20 protein-coding genes are annotated in these 15,920 nt (G+C 56.6%); 8 read left to right on the top strand and 12 right to left on the bottom strand.

Features of this window, described 5'->3' with window-relative positions; translation table 11 throughout:
- The 4 genes from Q669_RS01645 to Q669_RS01660 are packed head-to-tail and all read left to right on the top strand — an operon-like array spanning nucleotide 1 to nucleotide 5,432.
- Nucleotides 1–807 carry an enoyl-CoA hydratase-related protein gene (locus Q669_RS01645; RefSeq protein WP_022990982.1) on the top strand — a complete coding sequence of 269 codons (807 nt, stop codon included), beginning with the start codon at nucleotides 1–3 and terminating at the stop codon, nucleotides 805–807.
- Nucleotides 807–2,795: an acetyl/propionyl/methylcrotonyl-CoA carboxylase subunit alpha gene (locus tag Q669_RS01650; protein WP_022990983.1), complete on the top strand. Its 1,989-nt coding sequence runs from the start codon at nucleotides 807–809 to the stop codon at nucleotides 2,793–2,795. Before Q669_RS01645 ends, Q669_RS01650 begins: the two co-directional genes overlap by 1 nt.
- Nucleotides 2,795–3,703: a hydroxymethylglutaryl-CoA lyase gene (locus Q669_RS01655; RefSeq protein ID WP_022990984.1), complete on the top strand. Its 909-nt coding sequence runs from the start codon at nucleotides 2,795–2,797 to the stop codon at nucleotides 3,701–3,703. The genes Q669_RS01650 and Q669_RS01655 overlap by 1 nt, the downstream gene beginning before the upstream one ends.
- A 40-nt stretch (nucleotides 3,704–3,743) precedes the next feature.
- A complete protein-coding gene (locus tag Q669_RS01660) occupies nucleotides 3,744–5,432 on the top strand; it encodes an AMP-binding protein (protein ID WP_014420925.1) in 1,689 nt (562 codons plus the stop codon).
- A gap of 60 nt (nucleotides 5,433–5,492) precedes the next feature.
- On the opposite strand, the gene Q669_RS01665 is transcribed toward Q669_RS01660, so the two are convergent.
- Nucleotides 5,493–6,758, bottom strand: coding sequence for a CynX/NimT family MFS transporter (locus Q669_RS01665; RefSeq protein WP_022990985.1), 1,266 nt, complete (start codon nucleotides 6,756–6,758; stop codon nucleotides 5,493–5,495).
- A 64-nt stretch (nucleotides 6,759–6,822) separates the two neighbouring features.
- A complete protein-coding gene (locus Q669_RS01670) occupies nucleotides 6,823–7,458 on the bottom strand; it encodes a glutathione S-transferase family protein (protein WP_022990986.1) in 636 nt (211 codons plus the stop codon).
- Nucleotides 7,459–7,604: 146 nt separating this feature from the next.
- Here Q669_RS01670 and Q669_RS01675 point away from each other — a divergent pair, with 146 nt between their 5' ends.
- Entirely contained in the window at nucleotides 7,605–8,561 is a 957-nt protein-coding gene (locus Q669_RS01675) for a helix-turn-helix transcriptional regulator (RefSeq protein WP_022990987.1), read from the top strand.
- Nucleotides 8,562–8,635: 74 nt separating this feature from the next.
- Nucleotides 8,636–9,118, top strand: coding sequence for a VOC family protein (locus Q669_RS01680; protein ID WP_022990988.1), 483 nt, complete (start codon nucleotides 8,636–8,638; stop codon nucleotides 9,116–9,118).
- A 72-nt stretch (nucleotides 9,119–9,190) separates the two neighbouring features.
- On the opposite strand, the gene Q669_RS01685 is transcribed toward Q669_RS01680, so the two are convergent.
- The 5 genes from Q669_RS01685 to Q669_RS01705 form a co-directional block, all read right to left on the bottom strand.
- The gene (locus tag Q669_RS01685; RefSeq protein WP_022990989.1) at nucleotides 9,191–9,487 is read right to left on the bottom strand and encodes an antibiotic biosynthesis monooxygenase family protein; all 297 of its coding nucleotides are present in this window, start codon (nucleotides 9,485–9,487) and stop codon (nucleotides 9,191–9,193) included.
- A 29-nt stretch (nucleotides 9,488–9,516) separates the two neighbouring features.
- A complete protein-coding gene (locus tag Q669_RS01690) occupies nucleotides 9,517–10,194 on the bottom strand; it encodes a class I SAM-dependent methyltransferase (RefSeq protein WP_022990990.1) in 678 nt (225 codons plus the stop codon).
- Nucleotides 10,195–10,235: 41 nt separating this feature from the next.
- A complete protein-coding gene (locus tag Q669_RS01695; protein WP_022990991.1) occupies nucleotides 10,236–11,120 on the bottom strand; it encodes an alpha/beta fold hydrolase in 885 nt (294 codons plus the stop codon).
- 93 nt (nucleotides 11,121–11,213) lie between these two features.
- The gene (locus Q669_RS01700) at nucleotides 11,214–11,810 is read right to left on the bottom strand and encodes a glutathione S-transferase family protein (RefSeq protein WP_022990992.1); all 597 of its coding nucleotides are present in this window, start codon (nucleotides 11,808–11,810) and stop codon (nucleotides 11,214–11,216) included.
- Nucleotides 11,811–11,982: 172 nt separating this feature from the next.
- Nucleotides 11,983–12,459, bottom strand: coding sequence for a DUF523 domain-containing protein (locus Q669_RS01705; RefSeq protein ID WP_022990993.1), 477 nt, complete (start codon nucleotides 12,457–12,459; stop codon nucleotides 11,983–11,985).
- A gap of 102 nt (nucleotides 12,460–12,561) precedes the next feature.
- Between Q669_RS01705 and Q669_RS19615 the strand changes: the two genes are divergently transcribed.
- Nucleotides 12,562–12,717, top strand: coding sequence for a hypothetical protein (locus Q669_RS19615; protein ID WP_022990994.1), 156 nt, complete (start codon nucleotides 12,562–12,564; stop codon nucleotides 12,715–12,717).
- A 66-nt stretch (nucleotides 12,718–12,783) separates the two neighbouring features.
- Nucleotides 12,784–13,038 (top strand): hypothetical protein, encoded by a 255-nt coding sequence (locus tag Q669_RS01710; RefSeq protein WP_022990995.1) that lies wholly within the window; start codon nucleotides 12,784–12,786, stop codon nucleotides 13,036–13,038.
- 118 nt (nucleotides 13,039–13,156) lie between these two features.
- On the opposite strand, the gene Q669_RS19620 is transcribed toward Q669_RS01710, so the two are convergent.
- From Q669_RS19620 to Q669_RS19480, 5 genes are all read right to left on the bottom strand, one after another.
- A complete protein-coding gene (locus Q669_RS19620) occupies nucleotides 13,157–13,297 on the bottom strand; it encodes a hypothetical protein (protein ID WP_022990996.1) in 141 nt (46 codons plus the stop codon).
- Between the two features lie 111 nt (nucleotides 13,298–13,408).
- Nucleotides 13,409–14,589, bottom strand: a protein-coding gene (locus Q669_RS19190; protein ID WP_413771509.1) for an IS3 family transposase whose coding sequence is annotated in 2 segments (ribosomal slippage) — nucleotides 13,409–14,290 and nucleotides 14,293–14,589 — 1,179 coding nt in all. Because the reading frame shifts where the segments join, the coding sequence is not laid out codon by codon here.
- 89 nt (nucleotides 14,590–14,678) lie between these two features.
- Nucleotides 14,679–14,966, bottom strand: a complete 288-nt coding sequence (locus tag Q669_RS01725) for a HigA family addiction module antitoxin (protein WP_036148342.1) — start codon at nucleotides 14,964–14,966, stop codon at nucleotides 14,679–14,681.
- A 10-nt stretch (nucleotides 14,967–14,976) separates the two neighbouring features.
- Nucleotides 14,977–15,255, bottom strand: coding sequence for a type II toxin-antitoxin system RelE/ParE family toxin (locus Q669_RS01730; RefSeq protein WP_022991000.1), 279 nt, complete (start codon nucleotides 15,253–15,255; stop codon nucleotides 14,977–14,979).
- 111 nt (nucleotides 15,256–15,366) lie between these two features.
- Nucleotides 15,367–15,588, bottom strand: a complete 222-nt coding sequence (locus tag Q669_RS19480; protein WP_152525030.1) for a hypothetical protein — start codon at nucleotides 15,586–15,588, stop codon at nucleotides 15,367–15,369.
- Nucleotides 15,589–15,920 lie beyond the last annotated feature (332 nt).

Below are 15,920 nucleotides of genomic sequence, written 5' to 3' on the forward strand. Positions count from 1 at the left end.
ATGTCACAGCAAGACACAGCGGTTCTGCTGCACCAACGGGGCGATGGCGTCTCGGAAGTGGTGTTGAACCGCCCGGACAAACGCAATGCCTTCGACGACGTGATCATCCAGCAGCTGATTCAGGCTCTGGAACACGTGGACCGGGATGAGCAAACCCAGATCGTTATCCTGCGCTCAGAGGGCAAACACTTTTCCGCCGGAGCCGACCTGGGCTGGATGCGCCGCATGGCGGACAACACCCGCCAGGAAAACCTGGACGACTCCCGGGAACTGGCCCGTCTGATGAACACCCTGAACCACCTGTCCAAGCCCGTGATCGGCCTGGTGCAGGGGGCGGCCTTCGGCGGCGCGGTCGGCCTCGCGGCCTGCTGCGACATTGTGCTGGCCACTGAAAAAGCCAGCTTCTGCCTGAGCGAAGTCAAACTCGGCCTGATTCCGGCCGTGATCAGCCCCTATGTGGTGCGAGCCATCGGCGAACGTCAGGCCCGGCGCTACTTCCTGTCGGCGGAAGTCTTCGGTGCTCAGGAGGCGCAGCACTACGGCCTGGTTCACCTGGTGTGCGAAGACGAACAGGCCATGCACCAGCGTTGCGATGAACTGCTGCTGCAACTCGCGCTGAACGGTCCCGAAGCCATGAAAGCAGCCAAGGAGCTGGTCTTTGCGGTCAGCCACAAGACCATCACCTCCGAAGTGATTGACGATACCGCGCAGCGCATCGCCGATATTCGTGTGGGCAAAGAAGGCCAGGAAGGGCTTAGCGCTTTCCTGAACAAACGAAAGGCCAGTTGGATTCCGGAGACACAATAATGTTTAACAAGATCCTGATAGCCAACCGGGGCGAAATCGCCTGCCGGATCATCCAAACGGCCCATCGAATGGGTATCCGCTGTGTGGCGGTCTACTCCGAAGCCGACGCCAACGCCAGGCACGTGGCCATGGCCGACGAGGCGTTCTACATCGGCCCCGCTCCAAGCTCCGAAAGCTACCTGCGGGCCAATAAAATTATCGAGATTGCCAAAGAAAGTGGTGCCCAGGCCGTCCACCCCGGGTACGGCTTTCTGTCTGAAAACACCGACTTTGCCGAAGCCTGCGAGGCCAACGGCATTGTCTTTATCGGCCCGCCCTCGTCGGCCATTGCCGCCATGGGCTCCAAGTCCGCCGCAAAGGCCATCATGGAAGACGCCGGTGTCCCCCTGGTGCCCGGCTACCACGGTAAAGACCAGTCGCCGGACTTGCTGCGGGCTGAAGCCGAAAAATGCGGTTTCCCGCTGCTGCTGAAAGCGGTTGCCGGCGGCGGCGGCAAAGGCATGCGGGTGGTCGAAAACATGGCCGAATTCGACGATGCCCTGGCCGCGGCCCAGCGCGAAGCAAAAAATGCGTTCGGCAACCCGGACATGCTGATCGAGCGCTACCTGACCCAGCCACGCCATGTCGAAATCCAGGTGTTCTGCGATCAATCCGGCAACGGCATCTATCTGGCCGAGCGGGACTGCTCCGTGCAGCGCCGGCACCAGAAAGTGCTGGAAGAAGCGCCCGCCCCCGGCCTCAGTGAAGACACCCGCAAAGCCATGGGCGAAGCCGCGGTGCGGGCGGCCCAGGCCATCAACTACGTGGGCGCCGGCACCGTCGAGTTTCTGTACGACGTGGACGGTTCCTTCTTCTTCATGGAAATGAATACCCGCCTGCAGGTAGAACACCCGGTCACCGAAATGGTCACCGGCCAGGATCTGGTGGAATGGCAACTGAAAGTGGCCTGGGGTGAGCCCCTGCCGCTGACCCAGGACCAGGTAAAGACCCGTGGCCACGCCATCGAGGCGCGTATCTACGCCGAAGATCCGGATCAGGACTTCCTGCCAGCCACCGGAACCCTGCGTTACCTCAGCACTCCGGATGAGTCTGCCCACGTGCGGGTAGATACCGGCGTGACCGAAGGCGATGAAATCAGCATCCACTACGACCCGATGATTGCCAAACTCATCGTGTGGGACGAGACCCGCGAACAGGCGGTCAACCGCATGGTTCAGGCCCTGGAGCACTACCGTATCGCCGGGCTGAAAACCAATATCCGGTTCCTGCACGCGGCGGTGGATGCGCGGCCATTCCGCGAAGCCGAACTGACCACCAACTTCATTGCCACTCACAACGACCTGCTGTTCCCGAAATCCAGACTGGATCTGGACAAGGCACTGGTGCTTGCCGCTGGATTCATCCTGGAGCAGCGCAAATCAGCGGAACCGGTCACCGGCGATCCCTGGTCGCCGTTCGGCCGCAAGAACAGCTGGCGCATGAACTCCGAATACGCCCAGCCTCTCACCCTCCAGGTGGGCGACGATAAACACGAGCTCAAGATCCTGGAACGGGATGACCGCTACCAGGTGTTCGTGGGCGGCAGCGTGTACCACCTGAACGCCAAACTGAATGACGATTACCTGCAGGCGGTCATCAACGGCCACCGGCTAAGCGTGCACGGCAACCTACACAACGAAGAACTGGTGCTCTTCTACGAGGGCGATACCTTCAAGTGCACCGTATACCGGGAAACCTACGGGTTTGAGGAAATGGCCAGCGAAGGCAGCCTGGCGGCGCCCATGAACGGCTCCGTGGTGGCGATTCAGGCCCAGATAGGCGACACGGTAACGGCCGGCCAGACGCTGGTGATCATGGAAGCCATGAAAATGGAACACGCCATCAAGGCACCCGCCGATGGTGTGGTTTCCGAGATTTTCTACGCCGAGGGTGACCAGGTGGCCGAGGGTGCGGAACTCATCGCCATCGACACCGGGGAGGCAGAATAATGGCCTTTCCGAAGCAGGCTCGGTTGGTGGAAATGAGCCCCAGGGACGGGCTTCAGAATGAGCCCGGCGATGTGATCGCCACCGGGGTCAAAACCGGCCTGATCGACCGGCTGGCCGATTGCGGTCTCAGCCACATCGAGGCCGCCAGCTTCGTATCACCCAAATGGGTGCCGCAAATGGGCGACGCGGCCGCAGTGATGGCCGGCATCACCCGTAAACCCGGCGTTCGCTACTCGGCCCTCACCCCGAACCTGAAAGGGTTCGAGGGCGCCCTGGCGGCCGGGGCCGACGAAGTGGCGGTGTTCGGTGCGGCATCGGAGTCCTTCACCCAAAAGAACATCAACTGCACGATTGCTGAAAGCCTGGAGCGCTTTGCACCGGTAGTTGAAGAAGCCCGCAAACACGGCATTCCCGTGCGCGGTTACGTGTCTACCGTGATGGGCTGCCCGTACGAGGGCGATATCCAACCGGCACAAGTGGCCACCGTAGCCAAGGCCCTGTACGACATGGGCTGCCACGAAATTTCCCTGGGCGACACCATCGGCGTGGGTACGCCCCTGAAAGCCAAGCGCATGCTCGAAGCCGTGGCTGCCCATGTGCCCATGGACAAACTGGCGGCGCATTTCCACGACACCTATGGCCAGGCCCTGGCCAACCTGTACGCAGTACTGGAAGAGGGCGTAAGCGTGATTGACGCCTCTGTGGCCGGTCTGGGCGGCTGCCCTTATGCCAAAGGGGCCTCTGGCAACGTAGCCACCGAAGACGTGCTATACCTGCTTAACGGCCTGGGCATCGATACCGGCGTGGATCTGAACAAGCTGGTGAAAACCGGCGACTGGATCTGCGCGCAACTGAAACGTCATAACGGCTCTAAAGTGGGCCAGGCACTCGGGGGCCTGTGCCAGTAACTTTCCAGCCCTCAACTACAAAAACAATGGAGGCAGAGACATGAGCAAGACTCTCCCAAGTTACACCAGTGGTATCGCAGAAAAGCCACTGCTGGGCATGACCATCGGCGATATGCTGGACCGCACCGCCCAACAGTTTCCCGACAACGAGGCTCTGGTGTGCCTGCACCAGGACATTCGCTGGACTTACAAAGAGTTCGTCGACAAGGTAAACGAGGCGGCCCGGGCGTTCATGGCCATCGGCGTCAAGCGTGGCGATCGCGTGGGCATCTGGTCACCCAACCGCTACGAATGGACCGTTACCCAGTTTGCGACCGCGAAAGTGGGCGCCATTCTGGTAAACATCAACCCGGCCTACGGTGTACACGAGCTGAAGTACGCCATGAATCTGGCCGGCATCAGCGTTCTGGTTACCGCCGACAGCTTCAAAACCTCCAACTACCGGGAAATGATCTACGAGCTGGCCCCGGAACTGAAGCGCAGCGCACCCGGTAAACTCAAAGCTGACAACGTCCCCGATCTCCGGGCCGTCATTAACGTACACCCGGATAACCACGAGGGTATGTGGACCTGGCAGGATTTCCTGGGCTTTGCCGGCGACGTATCAGAGGCGGACCTTGCCAAGCGTCAGGATGAGCTGCAGTTCGACGACCCCATCAATATCCAGTTCACCTCCGGTACCACCGGCAACCCGAAAGGCGCCACGCTCACCCACCACAACATTCTGAACAACGGCTATTTTGTTGGTGAAAGCCAGCGCCTGACCGAGAACGACCGGCTGGTGATTCCGGTGCCGCTCTACCACTGCTTCGGCATGGTGATGGGCAACCTGGGCTGCATTACCCACGGCACCGCCATGATCTACCCGAGCGAAGGCTTTGACCCGAAAACCGTACTCCAGGCGGTCCACCAGGAAAAAGCCACGGCCTTGTACGGTGTGCCCACCATGTTCATCGCCGAACTGGCCGACCCGGAGTTCGACAGCTACGACCTTTCCACCCTGCGCACCGGCATCATGGCAGGTTCCATCTGCCCCGCCGAAGTCATGAAGAAGGTCAACGGCAAAATGCACATGAAGGAAGTGCAGATTGCCTACGGCATGACGGAAACCAGCCCGGTTTCCACCCAGACCAGTTCCCTCGACCCGTTCGAGAAGCAGGTCACCACCGTGGGCCGCACCCAGCCGCACCTGGAAACCAAGATTGTCGACCCGGGCACCGGCAACGTCATGCCCCGCGGTGAGATTGGCGAACTGTGTACCCGCGGCTACAGCGTAATGCTGAAGTACTGGAACAACGAGGAAAAGACCCGCGAAGCCATCGACGATGCCGGCTGGATGCACACCGGCGACCTGGCGACCATGGACGAGGATGGTTACATCCAGATTGTGGGCCGCATCAAGGACATGGTGATCCGGGGTGGTGAAAACATCTACCCGAAAGAGATCGAAGAGTTCCTCTACACCCACCCAGCCATTGAAGAGGTGCAGGTAACCGGCATTCCGGACGAGAAGTACGGTGAAGAGCTGATTGCCTGGGTGAAACTGCGGCCCGATGCAGACCCGGTAACCGCAGAGGACCTGCAGGCCTTCTGCAAGGGCAAGATCGCCCACTTCAAGATTCCCAAAAACTACAAATTTGTGGATGCCTTCCCGATGACCGTCACCGGGAAAATCCAGAAGTTCAAGATGCGGGAAATCTCGATTGAGGAAATGGGACTGAAGCAATAATCGAATACCGCCCAAACCCAAGAAACCCGGCTCAGGCCGGGTTTCTGCTTTCTGTTGCACCTAATGCTTGCCCATGCGCTTGTACCGGAAAGGCTCGCCCTGTTCATTCTGAAGCTGGTAATCGTAAGCTGCCTGGAGCCCGGTTTCGTCTTCCGTCTCCTCCTCCGGTTCCTGCTCCAGATAGCGCGGGTATAGGGGTGAAAACATGGCCACCACAATGCCAATCGCACAGAAGAATCCAAAGGCATTGGCATACCCCACCTGCCCCACCAGCATACCGACCACAGGCGAGCCCGCTGCCTGTCCCAGAGACACAGCCATAAAAGGCAGCACCGGGCCCATGGACAGCCGCCCCGGTAACAAACGAATACCTGTCATCAGGTACAGCCCCGTCAGACTCATATAAGCCAGGCCGAACACCAGGGCTGAAAACGCCGCCAGTGGCAGGTTGCTCGGGCTTGCCGCCAACAATGCCAGGCTCGCAGCCAGCATCATCAGCATCAACGCCTGGGTAATCGGCGGATTGTTACGATCCGCCAGATCAGCCACCACCGCGCCACCGAGGCCGGCAATACCCACGCCGAACCACAGCCAGGCCGTGGAATCGGAACTCATCTCTCCCAGATTTACTACCAGGTCAGGTGCAAAGATCCAGTAGGCCGCCGAGACAAAACCCATCATGAAGCCAAAGATCGAGAGCCGTAACAGGCGCCACCACTGCAAGGCCGTGATCGCCGGCGGTGGCGCTGCGTTAGATGGCATCACCCGTGAAACCGAAGGCAGGAAAAACCAGGTGGCAAACACCCCGATCAGGGCAAGAACGGCAAAAGACGCGTAGGTATAGCGCCAGGCCCCGGCCAAAAAAAGAACCGTGGGCACCGCGACCATCACACCCACGCTGGTGCCAGCATTCATCACCGAGCTGACCCGGCCATGCATCGAGCGCCGAACCAGTGCCTGCATGGCTGCTGTCAGGGCAGGCATCATCAGGCCCGTGCAGATACCACAGGCAAATACGCCCAGCCCCAGTGACAGGGCACCGGCCGACTGACTGATCAAAGCAAGTCCGACTACCCCAAATACGCCGGAGGCCATCGCCGTATTCCGGGCGCCGAGACGGTCGGCACACCAGGGCGCCACCACCGACGCCAGTGCAAAACTGATCAGAGGGAGTGCACCGATGATACCGATCACATGGGGCGACAAAGACAGATCCGCACGAATGGGCGGAACAAACAGACCGAAGGCGAAGCGCGCAAGGCCGAAGCTGATCGCAATCAACCCCGCGCCCAGGAGCGCGAACGCTGTGCTGGAGGGAAACCTCATGCCACCTCCGCTGACTGAAAAGCATGGTGAACCATGTATTCAAATGTCAGCGTAGTCGCCAACCTCAGCCAGCGGCAACTTTGAGTTGCTCTGCCAGTTCGTCGTCCAACACATTGGCACGTTTAGCCGCTGGCCGGCTTTCCAGTCTGTCGGTGTACTCCCGGAACACATCGAGCTTGGGAATATTTTCCTGCATCATTTCCCACCAAAGGTAACTACTCACCAGCACATCTGCAGCCGTGAACTGCTCACCGCAGATATAGGGTGTTTTTGCCAGCGCTTGTTCAAGGGTTTCGATGCTGGCGTCGATGGGGCCGCAACCTACAGACTGCTCATTATCGCTATCGATCCGCCATCCATAAGCCTTGGCACTGGTCGCCATTTCAAACGGACCCGCCATAAAAAACAGCCAGCGGTAGTAACTGCCACGTTCCGGGGACCGAAGACCTGGAGCCAGATTCTTTTCCGGGAACCGATCGGCCAGCCAGGCACAGATCGCGGCGACTTCAGTCACCACCACGTCGCCATGCTTGATAGCGGGCACCTTGCCCATCGGGTTAATGGCCAGGTATTCCGGCCCTTTCATATCCCCGCCAAACTCCAGTGTTTTCACCGTATAATCGGCGCCCACTTCCTCCAGCATCCATCGAACCACGCGCCCACGGGACATGGGATGGGTATAGAACGTCAGATCTGACATATTGATCTCCTTTTCCTGCCAGTTGTTTTCATGAATGTGTGTACTGCAGGGCCAGCTTATGCGGCAACTAGGCAAGAATCCGTCCTAAATAAATGAAATAATTCGTGGCATCATCTGACGGCTGATTCAGCTCCCCGGAGGCGCCCATGTCTGGCCCAACCACCCGTGTATTGACTGTTCTGGAACTACTTCAGGCTCACGGCCAGATGGGCGGGGGTGAGTTAGCGCAACGGCTGGGCGTAAACCGGCGTACGGTTCGGCGCTATATCCGGATACTGGAGGATCTGGGTATCCCGGTGATGACAGAACAGGGACGCTACGGTGGGTACAGATTGGTGGCGGGCTTCAAACTGCCGCCGATGATGTTCACCAACGAGGAAACGCTGGCCATCTCGCTGGGCCTGCTTTCTGCGAAGCAACTTGGATTGACCGATGCAGCGCCCGCCATTGCCAGTGTTCAAGCCAAACTGGAGCGGGTAATGCCCGACAAGTTAAAAGGCCGGGCTCGCGCCATCAGCGAAACAGCCAGGATAATCCTGCCGCGCAAAGAGCCCAATCTGGATGAACATACGCTGGACACACTGGCCACCGCTACAGAAACGGCTCGTTCGGTCCAGTTCATTTACCACGCTCCACAACACCCGGAGATGGCTCGGAAAATCGACCCCTACGGCCTGGTCTTCAGACAGGGGCGCTGGTATGTCACGGGGTTTTGCCATCTACGATCGGCCATGCGCTCATTCCGACTGGACCGAATCAGCGAGGTTCAGCTGCTCGCAGACCGCTTCACAAGGCCTGCAGATTTTGATGCCGCAGAATTCCTGCACCAGAGCTTCATGGCCTGGAACAATACCCACGCGGTATCCCTGACCTTTCATACCGATCCTGCAACGCTAGCCTCATTATTTGATCCCGGCGAATACTGCCGTGATGGCATTCAGCAAACTGCCGATGGGCTTTTGATGGAAACCCACGTCGACAGCTTCGAGTGGTTCGCCAGCTGGCTCGCCCAGCTGACCTTTGCTTTCACCATTCATTCCCCTGCTGAGCTCAAACACGCGGTAAAGGCGCACGCCACTCGCCTTCTGGATAGTTGCCGATAGCCGTTGTCGATTTCGACCATTCCCAACCGACTAGACTCATAGACACAAACCAAACGTCCAGGAGGGTTATTGCAATGACACATCCGAAAAATACCATTTGCCTCTGGTTCAACGGCCAGGCTGAGGAGGCCGCCCAGTTTTATACCAGCATCTTCCCCGATTCCTCAGTTGGCAGGATATTGCGCGCACCCGGGGACTATCCCGCCGGATCCAGGGGCGACGTCTTAACGGTCGAATTTACGGTGCTTGGCGTTCCCTGTCTTGGGCTCAACGGCGGCCCCGCCTTCCAGCATAACGAGGCCTTCTCTTTCCAGATTGCGACTTGGGATCAGGAAGAAACAGATCGCTATTGGCATGCCATAGTCGATAACGGGGGCGAGGAAAGTGCGTGCGGATGGTGCAAAGACAAGTGGGGACTTTCGTGGCAGATAACCCCCGTGGCCCTTACCGAGGCGATCAATAACCCGGACCCCAGTGTTGCCAAGCGTGCCTTCGACGCCATGATGACCATGGGAAAAATCGATATTGCTGCTATCGAGGCAGCGGTTGGCCCCTGAGAGCCACACCTGGATCAAGTGATGGGAGCAAGAAACGCCACTGGCTGGTCGATTGACGCTTTGCAGCCAGAGCTAACGGGTAAAGTCTTCGACTTCCTCATAGTGCGTCACTGAAACGCGCTCCCCCAGTGCCCGCATGCCCACCATCTGCGCGGGGTTTTCCCCGCTCCAGAATGCTTTCCAGCTTTCCACGGAATCCCATTTCGCGACGGTGAGCACCTCGGTTTTGTCCTCAGGACTGCGGAGCATAAAGCTACCCAGAGCTCCGGGCACGGTTTCATGGATATGGTTGGTGGTGCGAACCCAAACCTTCTTGAAGTCCGCGAAGCTCTCTTCCTTAACTTTCCAACGGTAAACAACCCGAATCATACTGCCTCCTGCAAGAAGTACCGCCAGCCTTATAAATGGCGGTGAGTCGTGATCAAAAGCGACGCTGGCTGCTGGGTAACGGGATGGCGTGGCTCTGCGATATCGACAATGTAGTAACCGCAGTCCCGGAACAACGCTACCCAGGAGCCTAGCGTGCGAAAGTACCAGGGCATGGATTGCCATGTTCCCGGGAAATCCCGAAAATCCTCATTGCGCCAACCGTCGAGATAGGGGCCGCTCACCAACCAGGGATGCACCGTCTGCATGACCATTCTTCCCCGAGGAGCAAGCAACGGCCGGAGAGCCCGCAATAACCCGGCCACGTCTTCATGTAGGATCGCGAAGTTCACAGAGACCACATCAAAGTCGTGGCCTATCTTCCGGGCATCGTCCACAAGCTCAGAATAGGTACAGACGTGGAATCGTCCTCCCCCAAGGGACCGGGCCGCTTCAATCAACCCGGGTGAGCCATCCACCCCGACGCAGTCAACACCATGACTGGCGAGCGCCCGTACCAGCCAACCTTCTCCGCACCCCAAGTCAAGCACCCGTCTTGGATGTTGGGCGAGCACGGCGTTGATCATGGCATGGTCAGTCACCAGGCGGCGACTCTCGATATCGCCGTCGCGGACCGCCGAGGTCCAGAGTTCGGCATTCGTTATCCAGCTTTGCGCCAACTCGGATGGTTTATTGGAGCTGCTGCTCATTCAGAATTCCCGCGTGCCACCAAGCATGCCCTGCCCGGCAGTTAAATGGGTTTATTGCCCTTTTCCTCGATCGAGTCAATGGCCTGTTTCAAAAGCTCATTGAACGCCTCAGGCCTTTCCAACATTGGGAAATGGCCAGCGTCTTCAATGTACATAAGCTGGTAATCATCAATGTGTTTTCTATTCTCTTCCAGCGCTGTCGGCCACAACCTGGCGTTTATCGAGATGACGGGAACCCTGACATCATCAAACGCAGTGGCCGCTTCGCCAGTGACATATCGCCCGAGATAGTTTCGGAAAGCGTTCAAGGCAATGGCCTTTGGCGCAGAAGACATATCTTCTTTCACCCAGGCAACCAAGGGCTCATCGGCACCTTCCGGAAACATAGGTGCGACAAAATCCTTCATCGCCGTCGTAAAGTCAGCCTCAAAGGGCTGAGCCATTTCATCAACGACACTTTGGGGAATTCGCTCCGCAACGTTCTGCAAGGTATCAACCCCTATCACACCAACAACTCTGGCCGGCATTAATCTGGCTGCTTCGGCAATCACCGCGCCGCCCATCGAATGCCCTACCAGAATCGCACGTTCAATGCGCTCTTGATCGACAATGGCCTTCACATCGTGAGCGAAAGCCACCATCGAATAATCAGAGCGGCCAACCGATGAGTGCCCATGGCCCGCCAGATCAACCGTAATTACCTGATAATCGCCAGCAAACGCCGGTATTTGTTGCTGCCAGTAGCGTCCGTCACAACTCCAGCCGTGGATAAAAACCAGAGCCGTTTTTCCACTCCCGACCACGTCATAAGCGATTCGTTCTGAGTCAGAAGACAAGGCGACCTTGTGCCTGACAGGTATCTGGTGAGAGGCACAGCCTGTCAGCAGGAGGAAAGACAACAAAACCAACACTATCGATCTATGCATAAACAATCCCTTTGGTTCATACAAGGCTGTTGTTAAGCGCCCGACGCGGGCATCCGGTTCACTGGATTGGAAAGCTCAGAAAAGCCAATGGCCTCAGGCCATCGGCTTGAAACTCGGCAACGAAGCCACCCGGTTCAGCCATGCCAGAATTGCCGGATAGTCTGCCAGTTCAAAGCCGCCCTCGTGAGCTACGTGGGTGTAGGCATAAAGCGAGATGTCTGCCGTGGTCGCATGCTCGCCTGTGAGATAAGGCGTTTTCTGAAGCTGCTGCTCCATCACTCGCAACGCTTTGTGGCCGCCGGCTTGCTTCGACGCATATTCCTCTGCTCTGTCATCAGGCAGCCCAAGGTACTTATTGATGAAGCGGGCTACCGCGATATAGGGCTCATGGCTGTATTGTTCGAAAAACTGCCACTGCAGAATGCGCGCTTGAGCCAGCCCACCCTCGGGGTAGAGCGCCGATCCGCCTGCCAGGAAGTTGATAATGGCGTTGGACTCGGAAAGCGTCTCGCCCCCATCGAGCTCCAGCAGAGGTATTTTGCCATTGGGGTTCTTTCGCAAGAACTCGTCGGACCTGGTGTCGCCAGCCAGAATATCGACCTCAATCCACTCGTGGTCGATGTTCAGGAGGTTGCACACCAGCTGAACTTTGTAGCAGTTGCCGGATTTGGCATCACCGTAAATTTCCATCTGCTCTCCTTACCGTGCCCCACAGGAGCACCCGATGTAAGCTCCAGTCCGGAACGAACTACAATAGAAAGCTCTTCAGTAACCGGTTTCGTAGTCTTTCAAATGATCCCGTGTTCATTGCCATCACCGATTCCGAACACTTTGCCGAAAACTTGCTTCATAACGCCCACCATCACGCACTCGTCGCGTGGATGGCCTTGTTGGCATCCGCTATCTCATGTTGGCTAAACACCTGAATACCATGTCGGCGCAGCAACGCGGCCGTAACCCCGATGCCAGGAGTCCGATTACCTGAGAAGCTACCATCATAGATGAAAGAGCTGCCACAAGAAGGACTGGACTCAGCCAGTACAGCTATCTCAATGTTGAACTTTTTGCACAGTTCCAAAGCAATGGAGGCACCTGCGATAAAATCATCGGTGACAACATCTCCGCCTTTTTCAAAAACCTCGGCTTCACCGTCTAACACACTATTTCCACTACCTCCGAAGATCTCCGCAGGCTTCCTGGGGATACTCATCCCGGCTTCCACTTCCGGGCAAACGGAAACGATCCGGCCTTCAGATACCCACCTCTCCACAAGTTGATCGTGCACCGAAAGGTTTTCGCCATCGTATCTGACCTTCTTGCCTAAAAGGCATGCACTCATTAATACTTTTCTCAAATTACTAGGCCCTCAGGGTTGTGATGCTAACGCAGAAACAGGCAGCGGCCGATTAGGAAGCGCACCGCGCTGGCGTTAGGCGTCATTATGCAGACCCAGCTTATGCACTCACTCAGGCAGGTGTGCCAGAAGCTTGTCAAGTGTAATCGGGAAATCGCGGATACGTATACCGGTGGCGTGATAGACTGCATTGGCTACTGCGGCTCCAGCGCCAGAGATGCTCAGTTCACCGATGCCCTTTGAACCCAGCGGATTCGAACGGGGGTTGTAATCCCCCAAGAACTAATATGCAGCGGAAGGAGGCAAACCATGGTAAACGCGAACGAATGGAAATCCGAGCGTGAACGCTATGATGCGGCATGGGCCAAGTACCAGAATGTGGCAGAACGGATTGATGCCAAATATGAAAGCCTGGACAGCGGTACCCAGGATCAGACGCCCGCGCAGGAGGATTTATCCGAATTGCAGGAAGCCTGGGAGGAACTTGAAAACGCTCGGCAGCGGCTAGGCGAATATATGAACGAATTTCACGAGCGGCATATGGCGCAAGGGAAGAGCATGTAAGGTCGCGTCAGTAGGCCAAAGCCACCCTGGTTTTGCCAGGGGTGGCTTGTTCTGTCGTGAGAGTTATAAGTCAAGGTGCTCGATAATAGAGTCTGTCTCCTGTCGCACCAGGTCTTTGTCAATAGACTTCACCACCGCCGCCATACATCACAATCAAGCCTATTGAAGGCAACGCATTATCAATAAACTCTTCTGCCTTATCTTCATCTTCGATCTCATGATAAAGATGCTGGGTAAATTCCCTGAGTTTCTTTTTCATCTGACGATGCTAAATCCTTGTGACACGTAACGCCCGCCATCACCGGTGACAGAACCGCAGCGAAGCGGAGGTTTTGGCATGGACTTCCCCCAATAAATTGGACACGCCCCATCAGTTAATTCCCTCGAACTCTATCGGAGTCCGGTAACCAAGACCACTGTGCAGCCGCTGGCTGTTATAAAAGCCCTCAATATAGTCTTTTATATGTTTCCGTAATTGCCGCATCGTCACAAAGCTGGTCGCATGCAGCAATTCTCCCTTCAAGGTTTTGAAGAAGGATTCGACCTCAGCGTTGTCCGTGCATTGCCCCGGTCGATTCATGCTGTGGCGCACGCTGTTCTGGTTCAGAAATGCCTGTGTTTTCTGAGCCCGGTATTCCGTACCACGATCGGTGTGGAACAACAGTCCCGCTTTCGGCTGCCTTGCTGCAAAGGCCTCTCTCAGAGCACCTTTGGCCAGTGTCGCATTCAGGCTCGCATCCAATCGCCAGCTGACGATCCGGCGCGAGAACAGGTCCAGAACAACCGCCAGGAATACGTATTTTCGACCCAGCTTGATATAGGTAACGTCACTGCTCCATTGCTGATTCACCTCAACAGGCTTTTCAACGCTCAAGCGGTGGTTGGGAAGGGCTTTGAGCTCGTCACGGCGCTTGCTCATTCGGCGATACACTCGCATCACTCGCGCTTTCATGCCCCATTCCTGCATCAGGCGCGCCACACGATTCTCGCCAACCTGTTCGCCTTCCTGGCGCAGGGCCTGATAGACCCTAGGACTGCCATAGCGCCCCTTGCTACCGTCGTAAACACGACGGATCTTTAACAGAAGTGCGGCGTTCTCAGCAGCTCTCTGACCAGGCTTCCGGTTTGCCCAGGCGTAGTATCCGGACCGGGATACGTTGAGGTGCTGACACAGCGCTTTTACCCCGTGTTCCCATCGGTGTTTCCAAACGAACCGGAACGCTTCCGTCGTTCCTCGGCCTGAAAACGTTGAAACTTTTTTAGGATGTCGTTTTCCTCCTGAAGCTCCGATATCTGGCGTTTCAGGCGGGCGATCTCATCCTGCTCCTGTATCTTCTTCTTGGCGTCTGCTGGCGCTTTCTTGACCCGCTTCATGGCGAACTTTCCTTCCCGATATTCCTTGCGCCAGCGTGACAGCATCATCGGGTGAATATCCAGCGCTTGGGCAACGCTTTTCACGCTGCGGTGGGCCTGGTGACTCCACTCCACCGCTTTGACTTTGAACTCAGTGCTGTACTCCTGGGTTTTCTTCCCCGTGATCATTTTCGGCATCGTATTTCTCCCGTTTCGGAGTTATCGATGCGTGTCCACTTGATCGGGGGAAGTCCAGCATCCGGTTCATGGCCTGGTTATGTGCTGCCTCAGGCCGCAACAAGCTTCTTCACGTTGAGCTCTTTGCGATGCTGTTCAGCATGCCAGAGTTCATATTGGGACTGCTGATTCAGCCAGCTTTCTGCCGAGGTATCGAAAGCGATAGAGAGCCGGATCGCCATTTCCGGACTGATGCCGGCCTTGCCATTCAACACGGCACTCAGCGTTTTGCGGCTAACGCCCAATGCCTCTGCTGCTGCTGTGACAGAAAGGCCAAGGGGCTCGAGACAAAGCTCTCGCAGCACTTCACCCGGGTGCGGAGGGTTGTGCATTAACATTGGCGGTACCTCAGTGATAATCTTCGTAGTTCACAATCTCGGCATCTCCGTCTTCAAATCGAAAGGTCACTCGCCAGTTACCGCTGACGGTCACTGACCAGATTCCGGCACGATTGCCAGAGAGCTCGTGCAAGCGAAGACCGGGTAAGTCCATATCTTTGGCATTCGCCGCTGCATTCAATCTACCGAGAATTAGCCGAAGCCTCTTTTCATGAGCGGCCTGAATCCCTGCAGTGCTACCGGACTTGAAGAATTTTGCCAAGCCCTTGTGTTTGAAGCTTCGAATCATTCCTTGATCGTACCCTGTAACGTATCAGGTGTCAAAGCACATAACGCCAGCGGTAATGGGCGGCAACGGAGCGGAGCGCAGTTGGCGTCCCGTTGACCGCCTTGTTGTGCGTCATTTTCGATACTCCTCCATGATTTCCCTCAGCCTCTCCTTGTACTCCATCTCGATATCCGGCCCGCACCTACCTACCTGGTCTTCAAAAATCGGATTCAATGATGTCTGGTAATAGCCCCCATTCGAATCAATCGACTGAATCGTGTACTCGGTGCGCCATTCCCACATATTTTTACTTGGCACAAAGGTGAAGTCAGTGCCTTTGCCCCAACGTGCCATGTCTTCTTCCGATCCATCCAAATTTCTGAATTTACAATAAAAGTACGAACCTTCATCAGGTTGTGACTCGGCAGCCTCGGGGGGTCCTTGATTCACATTGGTACATTCAGCTTGGCTGATTCCGAACTCTTCGCAACAGCTAATTTGGCTCGTCCGGTCTGAGTGGGCGAGGCATACCCTCAGGTCCATACTGTCCACCGATGCCAAAGCCAACGGGACGTAAAAAAAGCAAACGATGAACAATGGCAGTGTTGTTCGTAACACCCGAAAGGCTCCTTCCTATTGTTTTGTTCAATGTAGCTGTACCGCACAATCGGGATAGGGAGGCACCT

It is taken from the genome of Marinobacter sp. C1S70, from assembly GCF_000475355.1.
In the GTDB taxonomy this organism is placed as follows: domain Bacteria; phylum Pseudomonadota; class Gammaproteobacteria; order Pseudomonadales; family Oleiphilaceae; genus Marinobacter; species Marinobacter nauticus.